Source organism: Herbaspirillum sp. Her2 (genome assembly GCF_057961375.1).
The window spans coordinates 2,109,304-2,127,591 of sequence record NZ_CM176331.1; the positions used below are offsets into that span (position 1 = coordinate 2,109,304).

The window sequence follows — 18,288 nt, forward strand, 5'->3', positions numbered from 1 at the left end:
TGGTACAACTGACAATAAAAAAGCCAGGCGAACCCGGCTTTTCTATTGCAAAACGAATTGCAGCAAACAGGCGTATTACGCTTGCTCGCCCTTGACTGCGATGGTGACATCGACCACCACGTCGGTGTGCAGAGCCACCGACACGGGGTGTTCGCCAACGGTCTTCAGCGGGCCGTTGGGCAGGCGCACTTGCGACTTCTCGACAGCAAAACCCTTCTTGCCCAGGGCTTCAGCGATGTCGAAGTTGGTCACGGAACCGAACAGACGGCCGTCAACGCCGGCCTTCTGCGACACTTCCACGGTAGCGCCGGCCAGCTTTTCGCCTTGGGCTTGGGCAGCGGCCAGCTTCTCGGCGGCAGCCTTTTCCAGATCAGCGCGCTTGGCTTCGAATTCAGCGATGGCTGCATCGGTAGCACGGCGGGCCTTGCGTTGGGGGATCAGGAAGTTGCGTGCGAAACCGTCCTTGACGCGCACGACATCACCCAGACCGCCGAGATTCACGATTTTTTCCAACAGAATGACTTGCATGTTTTTCTCCTATTTCTCGACGCTGATTAGGCGTTGTGCAGATCGGTGTACGGCAGCAGGGCCAGGTAACGCGCGCGCTTGATGGCGGTGTCAACTTGACGCTGGTAGTGGGCCTTGGTACCGGTCAGGCGTGCCGGCATGATCTTGCCGTTTTCCTGGACGAAGTCCTTCAGGGTGTCCACGTCCTTGTAATCGACCTGTTCAACGCCAGCGGCGGTGAAACGGCAGAATTTCTTGCGCTTGAACAGCGGGTTTTGCTGTTGGCGCTTGTTTTTCAGCTTGCTTTTATCGAACTTTTTACCGAATGCCATGGTTGGCTCCTGTATCTAAAAATTGGGTAAGGTCTGTTTGGCTACCTTGCGCCGCTCAATCCGGCGCGACCGGGCCAAAATCAACGATATGAAACACGACGCTCTTGCTGTTGCGATTCCTGCGGGCCAAAAAGCCGGTGAACCGGAAGACTTCACCCAGTGCCGCCCTGTTGAGCGCACCGGAGATTTCCCCCGCTGCCAGCGCCGCGATCTCGAATTCGACCTGACGCTTCATGCCAGCCTCCGTCTGCTCCGACTGATGCTGCAACCTGGCAGTGACAATCGGGATACCGGCCGGCGTATAACGCAATACATCACGTTCGGCCAGGCTGGCGATGACTTGAAGCTGGTTCACTCTCCGCTATGGTGTCGCAGCGCTTAAGCTGCCGGAGCTTCGGTACGGCTCTTGGCCGCGTCTTCCTTCTGCACTGCCTTCAGGATGGGCGAAGGACCGGTTTCGGCCTTCTTCATCTTGACGGTCAGGTGGCGCAGGACGGCGTCGTTGAACTTGAAGCCGGTTTCGATTTCAGCCAGCGTTTCGCTGTCGACTTCGATGTTCAGGCAGACGTAGTGAGCCTTGGCCAGCTTCTGGATCTGGTAAGCCAGTTGGCGACGGCCCCAATCTTCGACACGGTGGACCTTGCCGCCGCGGGTGGTGACGATGCCCTTGTAACGCTCGATCATCGCCGGCACTTGCTCGCTTTGGTCCGGGTGGACGATAAATACGATTTCATAATGACGCATGTAGACTCCTTATGGACTTATTGAAGACGCCCACCCCGGCGTCAAGACGGGTGTGGGAAGAGGAAAACCCGAGATCATACTAGGTTTCCGTCCTGACAGCAATGCCAGCGTCACGCCACTGCGGCCGCGGGGCCACAACGCGGGCCCTGCACATCGCCGCCAGCGGCTCAAAACCAGATTCTTCAGTTGCAGCGCGCTCTATATAAATGAGAAAGCTTGCCTTTTCCGCCCCGGAATATGCATGTTGCCGTTGACACAAGGATTGCACCTGTATAAAAATACAGACTGTTCATCCAGACAGCCTTCCCTCCGAGAAAGGCCACCCTCATGCTCAAACTGACTGCGCGCCAGGAACAGATCCTGAACCTGATCAAGAACGCCATCGAGAACACCGGCTTCCCTCCCACGCGTGCAGAGATCGCTGCCGAGTTGGGCTTCCGTTCCGCCAACGCCGCCGAAGAGCATCTGCAGGCCCTGGCCCGCAAGGGCGCCATCGAGATTTCCCCCGGCACCTCGCGCGGCATCCGCCTGCGCGAATCAGGTACCACAGGCATCAGTACTGCACGCCAGATGGCCCTGCCCCATCCCGCCCTGATGCAGCTGAGCCTGCCGCTGATCGGGCGCGTCGCAGCGGGCTCCCCCATCCTGGCCCAGGAACACGTGGAAAAGACTTACCAGGTCGACCCGGCCATGTTCCCGGCCAAGCCCGACTACCTGCTCAAGGTGCGCGGCATGTCCATGCGCGACGCCGGCATCCTGGACGGCGACCTGCTGGCCGTGCGGCGCGCCGACCAGGCGCGCAATGGCCAGATCGTGGTGGCCCGCCTGGCTGACGAGGTCACGGTCAAGCGCTACCAGAAGAGCGGCAGCGTCATCACCCTCTTCCCCGAGAATCCGGAATTCGAGCCCATCATCGTCAAGCCGGAAGACGACCAGTTCGCACTCGAAGGACTGGCCGTGGGATTGCTGCGCAGCTGGAACTGAATTCAGGCCGGCGCGCAGGCCCGACCGCAGGAAAGACGCTGCCAGCGGCGACTGATCGCTTGTTTATGCATGAACCTCCGCTTAAAACGGAGGTTTTTTGCTTTCTATTTAGCTCTTCACCTGTGACCGGTTACGCATATCATCCTTGCTGGACAGCTATGCCCGGCGCAATGGATGCGCCCAACCAAGAGGACCCTTTTCGATGTCGACGCGCAAGAGCAGCAACAAGCACGGCAAACATATTCCGGCCCCGGCGGCCGCCAAGTCCAACCTGCAGGATCTGCTGGACGTTCGCAAATGTCTGGACCTGCTCGACAATCGCAAGACCGAGGAAGCCAAGACGATCTGTACAGCCGTACTGGCCCGCGCCCCCAATCTGGTGTTTGCCAACCACGCGCGCGGACTGATCGCCATGCAGGAAGGCCAGTTCGCCCAAGCCGAGCAATACCTGCGCAAGGCCATCGAGGCCGATCCGAACAACGCCGAATACCTGAGCAACCTGGCCGGCACGGTGCTGAGTCAGGATCGCATCGACGAGTCCATCGCCATCTACGAGCGCGCCATCGCCATCGACAAGGAGAACCGGGCGGCACGCATCGGCCTGGCCAATGCCCTGCACGAAAAGAATGATCCGGAAGCCTCGATCAAATATTTCGAGGATGCGGCCCGACGCGAACCGAATGCGCCGGGCCCGCTGTCGCACCTGGGCCGCGCCCTGATCGACGCACGGCGCTTTGACGAGGCGGTCGCCACGATTCTGAAGTCGCTCGAATACCAGATCAATTTCGCTCCCTCCCACACCGCCCTGGGCGAAGCCTTTCATGCCATGGAGATGTACAAGGAGGCCGTAGAGTCCCACAAGACCGCCATCCTGCTCGATCCCCAGGACACCTACGCCCACAACAAGATCGCCGATAGTTATCTGAAAATCAACAAAATCGAAGAAGCTCACGAACACCTGCTGCGCGTCATCGAGATCGCGCCCAAGGATCCGAATGGCTACGTCAAGCTCGGTTCAAGCTACTTCAACACGGGCGACCGCTTCGACGATGCCATGCGCATGTTCAAGCAGGCCCTGGCGCTGGACCCCAAGCACGCCCTCACCTACAACAACATCGGCGCGATCCAGCACGATCATGGCGATTATGACGATGCGCTCGGCAATTTCCGCACGGCATTGGCGCTGCGGCCGAATTACCCGACCGCCAAGCACAACCTGGCACTGACCCTGTTGCTGCGCGGACAGTTCGAGGAAGGCTGGGAGTGCCACGAGAGCCGCCTCACCACCAAGGAACGCGCCCACGTCTACCGCCTGATCCACAAGCTGTTCGAGGTCATTCCGAAATGGGATGGCAAGTCCTCGCTGGCGGGCAAGCGCATCCTGCTGATGCACGAGCAAGGCTTTGGCGACAGCATCCAGTTCCTGCGCTATGCCCGCTTGCTCATGGAGCAAGGTGCCAGCGTGGCGCTGCATGTGAAGAATCCTCTGTACCGCCTGTTCCAATCCTTCACACCGGCAGTGACACTGGTGCGCGAAAGCGACCCCCTGCCACCCTGCGACTGCGCCTATGTGCTCATGAGCCTGCCCTATGCCCTGCGCACCCATAGCGTAGAGGATATCCCGCGCTATGCGAAAGGCTATCTGTCTGCCGATGCGTCGCTGGCGGCGCACTGGAAGCAGAAGATTTCCACCTTGACACGATCAGCGGACAATCTGCGCGTCGGCATCGTCTGGGGCGGCAATCCGGAGCATGGCAATGACCGCCATCGCTCGATTCCGCTGGAGAAAGTCAAGCAGTTGTTTGAAATTCCCAGGATGGAGTTTTATTCATTACAAAAAGGCAAGCCGGCAGACGGCCTGAAGGAATTGCCGACCGATTGGCCCGTCTTTGACCTGGGCAATGAGTGCCAGGACTTCGCCGATACCGCTGCCGCCATCAGCAATCTTGACCTGGTCATCTGCGTGGATACCTCGGTGGCCCACCTGGCCGGAGCACTAGGCCACCCCACCTGGGTACTGCTGCCGCATGTCCCCGACTGGCGGTGGCTCAACGACCGCGATGATTCCCCGTGGTATCCCGGCATGCGCCTGTTCCGCCAGCCGGCAGTCAGCGATTGGGACTCGGTCCTGAAAAAGGTTGGCGAAGAATTAACGCTGCTGCAACATAAGAAAGCCCAAGGCTGAGCTGGCAAGGAGCGCCCAGCCATTGCAGGAAACCGCCCTTCCCGGGCGGTTTTTGCTTTTCGGAACATTTTTCTTGGCCGCAACAGCAATTTTCCTAAAGTTTTTGGAATTGCCGTCGAAAAAGGATTTGCTTGGAGTTTCAAAGCACGCAGTTTTAGTTCGGAAAGCCTTGAAAAAGATTTTTTGCAAAAGCCCTAAACTTTTTCCAAGACTGCCCGATAAAGCAATCAACAGAGGTTGAAACGCCTGGGGCTCATGGGTAGAAGACCAACGTTAGGCACTGAAACTCGGATCATCGGTCTCAAATCTTAGGAGAATTAACATGGCAGCAGTCATTAATACCAATATTCCGTCGCTCAATACGCAACGGAACCTGAATTCCTCGCAGTCGTCGCTCAATACCTCGATCCAACGTCTGTCGTCCGGCCTGCGCGTCAACAGCGCCAAGGACGACGCCGCCGGCCTGGCCATCGCCGACCGCATGAACTCCCAGATCAAGGGTCTGGCAGTTGCACAACGTAACGCCAACGACGGTATCTCGATGGCGCAAACCGCTGAAGGCGCTCTGTCGACCGTCGGCGACAACCTGCAGCGTATGCGTGAACTGGCTGTGCAAGCAGCCAACGGCACCAACAGCGCACAAGACCGCAAGACCCTGAACGACGAATACACCCAGCTGTCGCAGGAAGTGTTCCGTGTTCTGAACGGCACCAGCTTCAACGGCCAGAACCTGTTCACCGGTGTTGGCCAAGGCGCATCGGCCGGTACTGGCTCCGACGCCAACAACGTGTCGGCCTCCCTGACCCTGTCGTTCCAGGTCGGCGCCAACGTGCAAGACAACAAGCTGAACGACCAGATCACCATCACCCTGGATGACCTGTCGAACAACTCCACCATCGCTACCGTCATCGGCACCAGCGCCAAGGGCCTGATCGGTCTGGGCGACACCTCCGGCGTGAGCACCGCGCAAGCGACCTACACCTCGGCCAAGGCTGCCCTGGACAACCTGTTCGCTACCGGTTCGTCCCTGTCCTCCTCGGCACTGGCTTCGTCGGCCGTGACCCTGCAAGCTGCCGTTGACAGCGCCAAGCTGTCGCTGGATCAGGCAGTTGCCGCCCCGTCCGCTCAGAGCGACGCTCAGAAGGCCATCCAGAACCTGGACAAGGCCATCAGCCTGATCTCCTCCAAGCGTGCAGAATTCGGTGCAGTGCAGAACCGCTTCAGCGCGGTCATCAGCAACCTGCAAGTGTCGAGCGAAAACATCACCGCGTCGCGCAGCCGTATCATGGATACCGACTACGCGCAGGAAACCGCGAACCTGACCCGTGCGCAGATCCTGCAGCAAGCTGGTACCGCGATGCTGTCGCAGGCCAACTCGGCACCGCAGCAGGTTCTCTCGCTGTTGAAATAAGCCAGATAGCTAGGTAGGATGACGTGCGGGGGATAGACCTTATTCTCCGCACGTTCCTTTAAGGAAGGGAGTAGTACCATGTCGATTGCCCCACTTAATATCACTGCTGCTGGTGACTCCGGTACTGCCTATGCAGCACCGAAGACCGCCGAGAAGCCCGATCCCGTGGTATCGACGGTCGCACCGGCGGCCACTCCGGAAGCACGCCGCGCAACCGAAAGTGAAGTCAACGATGCCGTCGGCAAGTTGAACGACTTTGCGGCCGCCAATGCTGCCGCACTGAATTTCTCGAAAGACCAGGACACCGGCAAGACCATCATCAAGGTTGTCGATACGGCTACTGACACCGTGATTCGCCAGATTCCCAGCGAAGAAGCGATTGCCATCGCCAAATCGATCGACAAGATGCAAGGCTTGCTGATCAAGGAAAAGGCTTGAGTATCCCCTCGAGTCTGGTACGAACTGCAGTGGCTGAACAACCGCATGCGTCAATGCCCGTCCATTGCGCATGACGGAATCGGCTACCCCAGTTCATAACGGATTCAGATAGTTATTCCGCACAGCGTCCCTCTGCCCTACCCGACGCCGTACTTGAGAGCCCATCTCCTCTTGACCGCGCTGGACAACCGCACAGCGCTGTGCCTCACGCAAAGTTTCAGGAGTTGAACCGTGGCGACTTCCACCGGCACCATTTCCACATCGGCAGGCCCGCTCGATGTTTCCACACTGGTCAGTCAACTGATCTCGGCCGAAAGCCAGACACAGCTGACGCCGCTGACCACCCAGGCGAGCAGCTACAACACCCTCATTTCCGCCTATGGCAGCCTCAAGAGCGCATTGTCGAGCTATCAGTCGGCCATCACCTCACTGACCTCGGCCAGCTTCAGCTCCCAGAAGAGTTCGGTAAGCAACGCCGGCACCGGCACCACGCTGACCACCGACCCGTTCACCGCCGATGTCAACAGCGACGATTCGACCAAGATCCTGGCGCAGAAACTGCAGTCGGCCGGCGTAAGCAGCGGCACGACCTACAACGCCGGCGATTCGATCGCCATCAAGATCGGCACCAATTCGCCCACCTTCATCACCCTGCAAGCCAACTCGACCCTGGCTGGCGTACGTGATGCGATCAATGCCTCCAAGGCAGGCGTCACCGCCTCCATCACCACCGATGGCAGTGGCGACCACCTGGTCCTGGAATCGGCCACCGGCGGCACAGCCAACACCATCAAGGTCACGGCCAACAACAGCCTGTCCGCATTTGCCTATGATCCGTCGAGCTCGACACCGAGCACCATGACGCAGATCCAGGCCCCGCGCGACGCCACCAAAGCCGCATCCGGCACCTACTCGGTGGCCGTGTCGCAACTGGCGCAAACGGCCAAATTGAGCTCGGCCAGCATCACGCCGGGCACGACCTTTGACAACGGCATTCTGGCCATCAAGACCGGCACCGGTTCCACCGCGATCATCCAGCCTGCCACCAACACTCTGGCTGGCGTGCGCGATGCCATCAACAGCAGCGATGCCGGCGTGAACGCCACCATCGTCAGCGACGGCACCAACGACCACCTGGTGATTACTGCCAAGGACAGCGGCGCGGCCAATACCATCAAGATCACCGGCACCGGCAATTATTCCGTCTTCAGCGCCGACCCCAGCGGGACCGTGATCTCGCCCAACGTCAGCACCAGCCAGACTTACAGCTCCGGCACGCTGAGCCTGAAGGTAGGCGACACCACGGTGGCCATCAACCCGACCGCCAATGGCAGCGGCAACATTGACCTGAACCAGGTCATGAGCGCCATCAACAGCGCCAGCGCAGGCGTGACCGCCTCCATCAGCAACGACGGCACCAACAACCACCTGGTACTGACTCCGACTGGCAGCAGTGCGACGGCGGCAGTCTCGCTGACCGGCAGCGGCGATTATTCGGGACTGACCATGAGCGGCATGGGCCAGTTGCTCAAGGCGCAGGACGCCAAGCTGTCCATCGACGGCGTGGCGGTGACCAGCACCAGCAACAAGGTCGAGAACGCGATCTCAGGCGTGACACTCAATCTGGCCAAGGTCACCACCTCTTCTGACAACTTCACCCTGAACATCAGCAACGACACCTCCGGCATCACCACCGCCGCCAACAGCTTCGTGACGGCCTACAACACGCTGGCCAAGGCAGTGGCCGGGATGACTGCGCAGACGCCCTCCACCACCCTGGGCCAGGCCAACAACTCGGCTCCGCTGGCCAGCGAGTCGTCGGTGCAGACCATCATGAACCAGCTGCGCAATACCCTGTTCGCCACAGTGGACGGCGGCAATGGAATCAGCAGCCTGTCCGACATCGGCATCAGCTTCCAGAAGGATGGCACCCTCGCGCTGGACTCCACCAAGCTGGCCACGGCGGCTACCAACAATTTCGCCGGCATTGCCAATCTCTTCACTGGCACCGATCCGGATACGACCAACACTACGTCGTCCAAAAATGGTATCGTCACCAAGTTGCAGACCTTGATGACCAGTCTGTTGAGTGACAGCGGCATCATCGCCTCCAAGACGAATGGCCTGCAGGCCAGCCTGAAGATCAATCAGGATCGCCAGACCACGGTGCAGACCCGCCTGTCGAATCTGAAGGATGACTACACCAATCAGTTCAACCGCCTCAACGTCACGCTGGCCAGCATGCAGTCCACGCAAAGCTACCTGACCCAGCAATTGGCCAGTCTGGCCAAGAGCAGTTGAAGCGACACCGCGAACATAGGAGAACGTCATGTTCGGAAGCATGAAGCGCGGGGCCAATGCCTACGCCAACATCGGGGTGGAAACCGGCGTGATCGCCGCCAGCCCGCACAAGCTGATCACCATGCTCTTCGACGGTGCACTGGTGGCCATCGCCTTGGGCAAGAAGTCCATGGGCGAAGGCAATATCAAGGACAAGGGCGAATCCATCACCAAGGCCATCCTGATCATCGACAATGGACTGCGCGCCAGCCTGAACAAGCAAGTCGGCGGCGAACTGGCGCTGAATCTGGATTCGCTGTATGAATACATGAGCCGCCGCCTGTTCGAGGCCAATGCCACGAACAATCCGGCCATCCTCGACGAAATCCACGGTTTGCTCGACGACATCCGCTCCGCCTGGGAACAGATCGGACCGAATGCAGTGCAGTCTGCTGCCCCGCCGATGGCCATGACCCAGGATGTTTCTCTTTCCAGCTTTGCAAAGGCATGACTGACATGAACGGTGACGACGTCATCGCCCTCTATGAGTCGATCTCGCAATTGACCAACGAGATGCTGTCGGCCGCCCGTGCCGGCGACTGGGATCTGCTGGCAGCATTGGAAGCCCAGTGCGGCAAGCACATCGCCAGCCTGCGCGACAGCGAGGAAAACATCACCCTGCCTGAGCCGCTGCGCCATCGCAAGGTCGACATCATCAAGAAAATCCTGGAAGACGACCGCGACATCCGCAATCTCACCGAACCGGGACTGCGCAAGCTGTCGGCGCTGATCCAGAGCAACCAGACCGAACAGAAGCTCCTCAATACCTACGGCATGGGTAGTTGACCATGTTGCCGCGGGCCGATATCGCCAGCGCCGTCCAGCCCGTCAATCCTGTCGAAGCGGCCACGGCCGTCGTTTCGGTTGCTGATGCCCGGCAGGAAGCCTTCAGCCGCCTGGCCCAGATTGCGATCGGCCAGCAGATGTCGGGCCGCATCCTCTCCAACTTCAACGACGGTACCTTCCTGGTGCGCATCGCCAATACGGCGGCGCGCATGGTGCTGCCCAACAGCGCCCAGGTCGGCGACACCCTGACCCTGACGCTGGTCTCCAAGGATCCGCGTCCGACCTTCTCGGTCAATGAAGGCAGCATCCGTCCCGACGAGGAAAGTGCATCGGTCGCCTTGAGCACCGCCGGCCGCGCGATGCAGAAGGACCTCAAGTCGCTGCAGTTCGTCACCCGTGACGAAAGCGGTGCCGGACAGATCGCCCAGAACGAGGACATCGCCGATGCCCAGGCCAAGGGTGCGCGCCAGGGGCAGTCCGGCCCGCCCGCCAGCAGCACTACCACCCTCAGCAACGCCGGCCGTCTCATCGACACGCTGCTGCACGCGTCGCAACAAGGCGACGTCACCGATCACATCAATGCGGCCACACCCTTGCTGCCCAAGGCCGGCGTCCCTGTCGACCAGATGGCCTCGGCCCTGAAGGATGCCATTGCCCACAGCGGAGTCTTCTATGAATCGCACGTCGCTGCCTGGGCCGCCGGCCAGCGCCCGGCCGACGAACTGATGAAGGAACCGCAAGCCCAGGTCGCGGCGCGCCAGGGCGGCAACATCAACCTGCTCAGCGACAGCGACCCCGCCCAGAACCAGTTGGGGCAGATCATCAATCTCCAGCTCAATGCACTGGAACAGCAGCGTGTGGTCTGGCACGGCGAAGTCTGGCCGGGCCAGAAGATGGAATGGGAAATCAACCAGGAACATGGCCAGGACTCCCCGAAACAGGGTGCCACCGACGACGAAAACGCCCCCACCTGGCACAGCGTGGTGCGCTTCAACTTCGCCCACCTGGGCAGCGTCTCGGCTTCGATCCGCCTGATCGGCCAGCAGATCCACGTGCAGGTCAAGGCGGACAATGACGCTGCCACCGCAGCCCTGCGCGGCAACACCGGCCTGTTTGCCAATGCCATGGCGGCAGCCGGCACCTCTCTCGACTCCCTGATCGTCAAGCAAGCCGATGGAGAAACCTAATATTCCGCTGCAAAATGCCGTGGCCCTGGCCTACAACGCCAGCCAGGCAGCCCCCCAGGTAGTGGCCAAGGGCCGCGGCCTGGTGGCCGAAGCCATCATCGCGCGGGCGCGTGATGCCGGCGTCTACGTTCATGAATCGAAGGAACTGGTCTCGCTGCTGATGCAGGTCGAACTGGACCAGCAAATCCCCCCCGCCCTGTACCGCACTGTCGCCGAATTGCTGGCCTGGCTATATCGTATTGAAAATATGCAATTAAGCGGGTCAGTGATGTATGATACAGGGTCAAACTATTCCAATAATTCCTCTGGGGAAAGCGATCCTACTCGCTGAATTCCGACGTACACGACGCACAGATGGCTAACAACGACGAGATCGACGACGACAGCCCATACCGGGTTCATTCACGGCGGGAGATCATTGCCCTGCTGACCAGCATGATGGAGAAAAACCAGCTCCTGAGCCTGCTGATCAAGGGCGGATCCGAGTCCGTGATCACTTCCATTCTGGAAGTCGATGCCGATGACGACTCGCTCATCATCGACGCGGCTCCCAGCGCCATGCTCAACGAGAGCATCGTGGCCAGCAAGCGCATCGGCTTCGAAGCCTTGTACAACAGCATCCGCATCACCTTCAACGTGGACGGCGCACGGCAGGTGGAGTATCAGAGCCGCCCGGCGCTGAAGGTCGGCATTCCGGAAAGCCTGGTGCGCCTGCAGCGCCGTGAGTATTTCCGCATCCCGACTCCGATCGCCAAGCCTCTGCGCTGCACCTTCCGCATCACGCAAGCAGACGGCTCCTTCGTCACGGTGGTCACGCTGCTCAACAACATCAGCGCCGGCGGCGTCGGCATCACCGACGAGAAGAAGCTGCTGCCCACTACCCCGGGCGCCATGTATGAAGACTGCCAGCTCGAACTGGGAGATAACACCCTGGTCTCGGTCAAGCTGCAGGTGCGCGACTGCAAGGAGTTCAAGATGACCAACGGCAAGGTCGTCAATCGCTTCGGCTGCCAGTTCATCGACATCCCGCGCACCGTCCTGGCCGCCATCCAACGCTTCATCACCAAGCTGGAACGCGAACAGAACGCCAAGGCCTCGGGCATGATGTAATTCTACGCCGCTTCCCGGCGCGCCCATGAAAAAACACCCCAGCAACCGGAAACCGGTTCTGGGGTGTTTTTTCATGGAAGGACGAGCAACAATCCAGCCCGCCCCACAGCAGAAAACTTCACACCTGCATGGTCATGATGTCGCGGTAGGCCGAAACCAGCTTGTTGCGCACCTGGATGCTGGTCTGGAAGGAGATGCTGGCCTTCTGGGAAGCGATCATCACATCCGACAGATTCACGCTGTCATCCCCCATGGCAAAGGCCTGCGACATCTTGGCGGCTTTTGCCTGGGAATCATTGACCTGGTCAATCGCGCCCTTGAGCACGTCGGCGAAGTCCACGCGCTGCGCCGGCTTCTCCGCCGCGACGCCGCTCTGGACCGAGTCCACGCCACCCTGGGCGCGGGCTGCCGCAGCCTTCAGCTGGGCCACCATTGCCTCGATCTTGCTGGTATCAATCACACTGTCGATTGCCATCTGCCACCTCTTGAGTTCATTTTGCCGCTTGGCAAAAGCACAATACGCACCTTCGCCATCTACAGCAGCACCTTAACACTGCTGCATTGACAAATCGCACCAATAAGCGGGGAATTTGCCATTCTGTTCGGGCGATCAAATTCTTCCTGCCAACGGACAATCCACACTGAGCAAAAAACCTCACAAAGGTAGGCAGTGATCAAAGTCTTTATCAAGCTGGCAATCGAGGGAACGCCAGAGGGGAAATCATGGCGGTAGCAGCCGACGGCACGATGACCGGCGAACCCAACAATCCGGGCGAACTCGGCAATATTGAGGGTATGCCCCACGGGCAGGCCGCCCAAGGCGGCGTGATGGGCTACGCCCGTTCGCCGCAGGGCAAGCGCATTCTGCTCATCATTGCCGCCGCCGCCACGCTGGCGCTGATGGCGGGCATCTGGCTGTGGAGCCAGAAGGTCGAGTACCGCGTCCTGTTCGCCAATTTCAACGACCGCGATGGCGGAGCCATCGTGGCCTCGCTGCAGCAGATGAACGTGCCCTACAAGTATTCGGACGGCGGCACGGCCATCCTGGTCCCCGAGAACATGGTGCATGACGCTCGCCTGAAGCTGGCCTCGCAAGGCCTGCCCAAGGGCGGCAACGTCGGTTTCGAACTGATGGAAAACCAGAAGCTGGGCATTTCCCAGTTCCTGGAGCAGGTCAACTTCCAGCGCGCGCTGGAAGGCGAACTGGCACGCTCGGTACAATCGCTGGCTTCGGTGCAGACCGCCCGTGTTCACCTGGCCCTGCCCAAGGCCTCGGTGTTCGTCCGCGACCAGCAGAAGCCGACCGCCTCGGTGATCCTCAGCCTCTACCCAGGCCGCTTCCTGGACCAGCAGCAAGTCAGCGCCATCGTCCATCTGGTGGCCAGCAGCGTGCCTGAGCTCTCGCCCAAGGCCGTGACCATCGTCGACCAGAACGGCAATCTGCTCTCCGACACCACCAAGCAAGCCCAGACCAACACGCTCGACCCGACCCAGCTGAAGTATGTCCAGGACATGCAGCAGGACATCGTCAAGCGCGTCGAGTCCATCATCGCCCCCATCGTCGGCAACGGCAACGTCCGCGCCGAGGCCACGGCTGATGTCGATTTCTCCCGCAGCGAGCAGGCCTCCGAGGCCTACAAGCCCAACCAGACGCGCGACACCGCTGCCGTGCGCAGCAAGCAGAGCAGCGAGGCCAACAGCGCGACCTCGGGTACCTCGGGCATTCCGGGTGCATTGACCAACCAGCCCCCTGCCCCTGCCACCGCGCCGATCGTCAACCCGGCAGTGGCCAATGGTGCGGCCAACCAGAACGGTACGGCGGCCACGCCCAACGGCGCAGCACCGACCCCCGCGGCCAGCGGCAATTCGCGCAAGGACGAGACCATCAACTACGAGGTCGACAAGACCGTGCGCTACACCCAACAACCCATGGGTGGCGTGCGCCGCCTGACGGTGGCCGTGGTGGTGAACTACAAGCGTACCCTGGACAATACCGGCAAGATCGTGATGCGCCCGCTGACCGAGGCCGAGCGCAACCAGATCACCGACCTGGTCAAGGAAGCGATGGGTTACAACAAGGATCGCGGCGACTCGCTCAACGTGGTCAATACCCAGTTCAGCACCGACATGGAACCGGAAGTGCCGCTGTGGAAGCAGCCAGGCATGATCGAACTGGCCAAGGAAATCGGCAAATACGTGCTGGTGGCCGCGGTCCTGCTGTTCCTCTACTTCCGCGTGCTGCGCCCGATCGTCTGGAAGCTGTCGGGCCGCGAAGAGCGCGAGCGCCTGGCCAAGGAAAAGGCCGAGGCCGAGGCCGCCGCCGCTGCCGCAGCGGTTGCCGCCGGCTTCGATCCGGACGATCCGGACGCCATCGTCAACCTCTCCGGCGAGCCGGCAGTCGACGAACGTGCACAGTACAAGGCCAACCTGGAAACCGCCAAGCAGTGGGCCAAGAATGATCCGAAGCTGGTGGCAAGCATCATCAAGTCATGGGTGAACAATGAGTAACGACGGCGTTCAGAAAGGTGCCATCCTCATGCTCGCCTTGGGCGAGGATGAGGCCGCCGAAGTCATGAAATACCTGGGCCCGAAAGAGGTCCAGAAGTTGGGCGCGGCCATGTCGGCCCTGCGCAACGTCAGCTTCGAGGAAATCAACGAAGTGCTGGAAGCCTTCGTCGCCGAAACCGGCCAGGCCTCGTCGCTGGGGCTGGATTCGGATGAATACATCCGCAGCGTGCTGACCAAGGCGCTGGGCGACGACAAGGCCACTTCCCTGCTCAACCGCATCCTGGGCGGGCGCGATGCCTCCGGTATCGAAAGCCTCAAGTGGATGGACGCGCAGTCGGTGGCCGAGCTCATCCGCAACGAACACCCGCAGATCATCGCCACCATCCTGGTCCACCTGGAGCGCGACCATGCCTGCGGCATCATCAACAATTTCACGGAACGTTTGCGCAACGACGTCATCCTTCGTATTGCAACCCTGGACGGCGTGCAGCCGGCCGCGTTGCGCGAACTCAACGACGTGTTGACCAAGCTGCTGACCGGCAACGAAAGCCTCAAGAAACAACAGATGGGCGGTATCCGCACCGCGGCCGAGATCCTCAACTTCATGTCGGGCGAGAACGAGACCGCGGTGATGAACAACCTGCGTTCCTACGACGAGGACATGGCGCAGAAGATCATGGACGAAATGTTCGTCTTCGAGAACATCATCGACATCGACGGCCGCGGCATCCAGCTGCTGCTGCGCGAAGTCCAGTCCGAGTCGCTGATCGTGGCGCTGAAGGGTGCCTCGCAAGGCCTGCGCGACAAGATCTTCGCCAACATGTCGCAGCGTGCGGCCGAGATGATGAAGGAAGACCTGGAATCCAAGGGACCGGTGCGCCTGTCCGAAGTCGATGCGCAACAGAAGGCCATCCTGCAGATCGTGCGCCGCCTGGCCGACGAAGGCCAGATCGTGCTGGGTGCCAAGGGCGAGGACGCGTTCGTCTGATGCGTTTGAGGCAGATGCAGGGTGCCGTCGGCATGCCGGCCTGAGGAGTCAAAGAAGCCATGCGTGCAAAGATCATTCCCAAGGAAGAGATGACGCCCTACCAGCGATGGGAGCTGGCGTCCTTCAACGAAGAACCCGAACCGGAGCCGCAGCCCGAAATGCTGCCCGAGGAAGAAGAATTCCTCGAAGAGCCGCCACCGGTCCCGCAACTGACAGCCGAACAGCTTGATGCCATCCGCGAGGCCGCCCGCCAGGAAGGTTTTGCCGAGGGCCGCGAACACGGCCTGCAGGCTGGCCGCTCCGAAGGCTACGTCGCCGGGCTCCAGCAAGGCCAGCAGGAAGTCAACGAAATCATCCAGCACTTCCGCCAGATCGCAGTCAATTTCAGCACCGAAGTCTCACAGTGCAGTGAAAAGATGGCCCCCGAACTGCTGGACCTGGCGCTGGACCTGGCCAAATCCATGCTCAAGACGGCCCTGAACGTGCGTCCCGAACTGATTCTGCCGACCGTCAGCGCGGCCATCCACGCCTTGCCGGTGCTGCAGCTGCCGGCCAGCCTGACGCTGCATCCCGAAGATGCCGCCTTGGTGCGCAAACACCTGGGCGAGGAACTGGCCCAGCAAGGCTGGAAGATCGAGGAAGACGCCCATCTCGACCGCGGCGGCTGCCGTGTCGAAACCCGCACCAACCAGATCGATGCCACCACCCCGACGCGCTGGCAGCGCCTGGGCGAGTCGCTGTCCAAGCAGCTCGACTGGCTGGAATGATTCATCCGAAGTGATAGTTACCTGAACGGGAGACCCGCATGAACTCCCCGATGCCTTCCCATAGCAGCCTGTGGCAAGCCTACCTGCACAACTGTCGCAGCCTGGTCGCCATGGCCGAGCCTACCCGCACGGCCGGGCGCATCACGCGCGTAGCCGGCCTGGTGATGGAAGCGGTCGGACTGAAGCTTCCTGTGGGCAGCCCCTGCAACGTCCCGCTGCCCAACGGCACGATGATCGAAGCGGAAGTCGTCGGCTTCCAGGATGAACGTTTGTTCCTGATGCCGCAGAGCGATGTCGAAGGCATCGTCCCTGGCACCCGCGTCTATCCGGTCGAACCGGTGCGCCCTCCTCCGCGCACCGGCCCCATCAGCTTCACTCCGCGCCGCGTCGACGAGCACAGCCGTCGCCTGCCGGTCGGCGACGAGCTGCTGGGCCGCGTGCTCGACGGAGCCGGCCGCCCGCTCGACAATCTCGGCCCCCTGCATACCGAACGCTCGGCCCCGCTGGCCGTGCGTGCGGCCAACCCGCTGGGACGCGCGCCCATCCGCGACATTCTGGATACCGGCATTCGTGCGATCAACACCATGCTCACCGTCGGCCGTGGCCAGCGCATGGGCCTGTTCGCCGGTTCCGGCGTGGGCAAGAGCGTGCTGCTGGGCATGATGGCGCGCTATACCAGCGCCGATGTGATCGTGGTCGGACTGATCGGCGAACGCGGCCGCGAAGTGAAGGAATTCATCGAACAGATTCTGGGTGCCGAAGGGCTGGCGCGCTCGGTCGTGGTGGCGGCGCCCGCCGACACGCCGCCGCTGATGCGCCTGCAGGGCGCTGCGTACTGCACCTCCATTGCCGAGTATTTCCGCGATCAGGGCAAGGATGTGCTGCTGATCATGGATTCGCTGACCCGTTACGCCATGGCCCAGCGCGAAATCGCCCTGGCCATCGGCGAACCGCCTGCCACCAAGGGCTACCCGCCTTCCGTGTTCGCCAAGCTGCCGGCCCTGGTGGAACGCGCCGGCAATGGCGATGAAGGCGGCGGCTCCATCACCGCCTTCTACACCGTGCTGACCGAAGGCGACGACCAGCAGGACCCGATCGCCGACGCCGCCCGCGCCATCCTGGACGGCCACATCGTGCTGAACCGCCAGTTGGCCGAGGCTGGCCACTATCCTGCCATCGATATCGAACAATCCATCAGCCGTGCCATGCACAGCATCACGGATGCCGACCATCAGCGGCGTTCGCGGCATCTGAAGCAATTGTATTCACGTTTCCAGCGCAACCGCGACCTCATCAGCGTCGGCGCGTACGCCGCCGGCAGCGACCCCGTGCTGGATGAAGCTATTGCCTTGTTGCCAAGAATGGAGTCCTTTTTGCAGCAGGGCATCCATGAGCAGGCCGATGTATCAGAGAGCTTGAGGCAACTTACCGCTCTATTCGGGTGATTGAGCGCGCATCCTCAAAAATATAATCAGAGTGATCATGGCTACTCCCTCCGCACTTGATACGCTGATTGAATTGGCGACCAAAGAAACCGACGAAGCGACCAAACGCCTCGGCCGGGCTATTCGCGTGAGTGAAGAAGCACAACAGAAGCTGGGGATCCTGCAGCAATACCGCGACGATTACGCCGCGCGCTTCCAGGAAACCCTGACCAATGGCCTGACCGCGCTGGCGTATCGCAACTTCCAGCTGTTCCTGGAAAAGATCGACAATGCCATCGATGGCCAGGTCAACGTGGTGCAAAGCAGCCAGCAGCGCGTGGCCGAGGCCCGTACCGCATGGCAGGCCTGCGAGCGCAAGCGCATGTCCTACGACACACTGGCCACGCGGGCGCGCGACCAGGAAATGCGCAAGGAAAACAAGCGCGACCAGAAGTCCATGGACGAGCATGCCGCCCGCATCAGCTTCTACAAGCGCTGACCGCTGAAGCAGCCAGCCAGGCAAGACCGAACCGAACGCGCGCAAGTACAGAATCGCAACCAGCATCCAGAGCAGCAG

The 18,288-nt window shown here is 60.9% G+C and carries 20 protein-coding genes; 15 read left to right on the top strand and 5 right to left on the bottom strand.

The features are described 5' to 3' along the window. Positions 1-75: 75 nt before the first annotated feature. The 4 genes from rplI to rpsF are packed head-to-tail and all read right to left on the bottom strand — an operon-like array spanning position 76 to position 1,583. Positions 76-528 (bottom strand): 50S ribosomal protein L9, encoded by a 453-nt coding sequence (gene rplI / locus ACWHXP_RS09525; protein ID WP_121039788.1) that lies wholly within the window; start codon positions 526-528, stop codon positions 76-78. Between the two features lie 26 nt (positions 529-554). Next, positions 555-839 (bottom strand): 30S ribosomal protein S18, encoded by a 285-nt coding sequence (gene rpsR / locus ACWHXP_RS09530; protein ID WP_006462643.1) that lies wholly within the window; start codon positions 837-839, stop codon positions 555-557. Between the two features lie 55 nt (positions 840-894). Beyond that, positions 895-1,194, bottom strand: a complete 300-nt coding sequence (gene priB / locus ACWHXP_RS09535; RefSeq protein ID WP_288066116.1) for a primosomal replication protein N — start codon at positions 1,192-1,194, stop codon at positions 895-897. Between the two features lie 23 nt (positions 1,195-1,217). Further along, positions 1,218-1,583: a 30S ribosomal protein S6 gene (rpsF, locus tag ACWHXP_RS09540; protein ID WP_006462645.1), complete on the bottom strand. Its 366-nt coding sequence runs from the start codon at positions 1,581-1,583 to the stop codon at positions 1,218-1,220. A 327-nt stretch (positions 1,584-1,910) separates the two neighbouring features. Between rpsF and lexA the strand changes: the two genes are divergently transcribed. The 10 genes from lexA (at position 1,911) to ACWHXP_RS09590 (ending at position 12,024) form a co-directional block, all read left to right on the top strand. Continuing rightward, on the top strand, positions 1,911-2,567 hold the full coding sequence (gene lexA / locus ACWHXP_RS09545) for a transcriptional repressor LexA (RefSeq protein ID WP_034332791.1): 657 nt from the start codon (positions 1,911-1,913) through the stop codon (positions 2,565-2,567). Positions 2,568-2,769: 202 nt separating this feature from the next. Continuing rightward, positions 2,770-4,752, top strand: a complete 1,983-nt coding sequence (locus tag ACWHXP_RS09550) for a tetratricopeptide repeat protein (protein WP_489633947.1) — start codon at positions 2,770-2,772, stop codon at positions 4,750-4,752. 322 nt (positions 4,753-5,074) lie between these two features. Continuing rightward, positions 5,075-6,163: a flagellin N-terminal helical domain-containing protein gene (locus ACWHXP_RS09555; protein WP_489625362.1), complete on the top strand. Its 1,089-nt coding sequence runs from the start codon at positions 5,075-5,077 to the stop codon at positions 6,161-6,163. A gap of 78 nt (positions 6,164-6,241) precedes the next feature. After that, the gene (locus ACWHXP_RS09560) at positions 6,242-6,601 is read left to right on the top strand and encodes a flagellar protein FlaG (protein ID WP_034332788.1); all 360 of its coding nucleotides are present in this window, start codon (positions 6,242-6,244) and stop codon (positions 6,599-6,601) included. Between the two features lie 231 nt (positions 6,602-6,832). After that, positions 6,833-8,902, top strand: coding sequence for a flagellar filament capping protein FliD (gene fliD / locus ACWHXP_RS09565; protein WP_134222213.1), 2,070 nt, complete (start codon positions 6,833-6,835; stop codon positions 8,900-8,902). A gap of 28 nt (positions 8,903-8,930) precedes the next feature. Continuing rightward, a complete protein-coding gene (gene fliS, locus ACWHXP_RS09570) occupies positions 8,931-9,392 on the top strand; it encodes a flagellar export chaperone FliS (RefSeq protein WP_034332785.1) in 462 nt (153 codons plus the stop codon). A gap of 5 nt (positions 9,393-9,397) precedes the next feature. After that, a complete protein-coding gene (locus ACWHXP_RS09575; protein ID WP_034332793.1) occupies positions 9,398-9,727 on the top strand; it encodes a flagellar protein FliT in 330 nt (109 codons plus the stop codon). A gap of 2 nt (positions 9,728-9,729) precedes the next feature. Next, positions 9,730-10,914, top strand: a complete 1,185-nt coding sequence (gene fliK, locus ACWHXP_RS09580; RefSeq protein ID WP_121039766.1) for a flagellar hook-length control protein FliK — start codon at positions 9,730-9,732, stop codon at positions 10,912-10,914. Next, positions 10,901-11,245 (top strand): EscU/YscU/HrcU family type III secretion system export apparatus switch protein, encoded by a 345-nt coding sequence (locus ACWHXP_RS09585; protein ID WP_034332781.1) that lies wholly within the window; start codon positions 10,901-10,903, stop codon positions 11,243-11,245. The genes fliK and ACWHXP_RS09585 overlap by 14 nt, the downstream gene beginning before the upstream one ends. Positions 11,246-11,268: 23 nt before the next feature. After that, positions 11,269-12,024: a flagellar brake protein gene (locus tag ACWHXP_RS09590; protein ID WP_121039763.1), complete on the top strand. Its 756-nt coding sequence runs from the start codon at positions 11,269-11,271 to the stop codon at positions 12,022-12,024. A 118-nt stretch (positions 12,025-12,142) separates the two neighbouring features. On the opposite strand, the gene fliE is transcribed toward ACWHXP_RS09590, so the two are convergent. Next, the gene (fliE, locus tag ACWHXP_RS09595; protein ID WP_489633946.1) at positions 12,143-12,499 is read right to left on the bottom strand and encodes a flagellar hook-basal body complex protein FliE; all 357 of its coding nucleotides are present in this window, start codon (positions 12,497-12,499) and stop codon (positions 12,143-12,145) included. A gap of 248 nt (positions 12,500-12,747) precedes the next feature. On the opposite strand from fliE, the gene fliF reads away from it, so the two are divergent. Genes fliF through fliJ form a run of 5 tightly spaced genes read left to right on the top strand, consistent with a single transcriptional unit; the run spans position 12,748 to position 18,210 of the window. Further along, on the top strand, positions 12,748-14,532 hold the full coding sequence (fliF, locus tag ACWHXP_RS09600; RefSeq protein ID WP_489633945.1) for a flagellar basal-body MS-ring/collar protein FliF: 1,785 nt from the start codon (positions 12,748-12,750) through the stop codon (positions 14,530-14,532). Beyond that, positions 14,525-15,520 (top strand): flagellar motor switch protein FliG, encoded by a 996-nt coding sequence (fliG, locus tag ACWHXP_RS09605; protein WP_034338562.1) that lies wholly within the window; start codon positions 14,525-14,527, stop codon positions 15,518-15,520. Before fliF ends, fliG begins: the two co-directional genes overlap by 8 nt. Before the next feature lie 59 nt (positions 15,521-15,579). Beyond that, entirely contained in the window at positions 15,580-16,287 is a 708-nt protein-coding gene (fliH, locus tag ACWHXP_RS09610) for a flagellar assembly protein FliH (protein ID WP_039788445.1), read from the top strand. Positions 16,288-16,325: 38 nt separating this feature from the next. After that, complete coding sequence (gene fliI / locus ACWHXP_RS09615; RefSeq protein WP_121039755.1) at positions 16,326-17,732, top strand: flagellar protein export ATPase FliI; 1,407 nt, start codon at positions 16,326-16,328, stop codon at positions 17,730-17,732. 37 nt (positions 17,733-17,769) lie between these two features. Next, complete coding sequence (gene fliJ / locus ACWHXP_RS09620) at positions 17,770-18,210, top strand: flagellar export protein FliJ (protein WP_034338552.1); 441 nt, start codon at positions 17,770-17,772, stop codon at positions 18,208-18,210. Positions 18,211-18,288 lie beyond the last annotated feature (78 nt).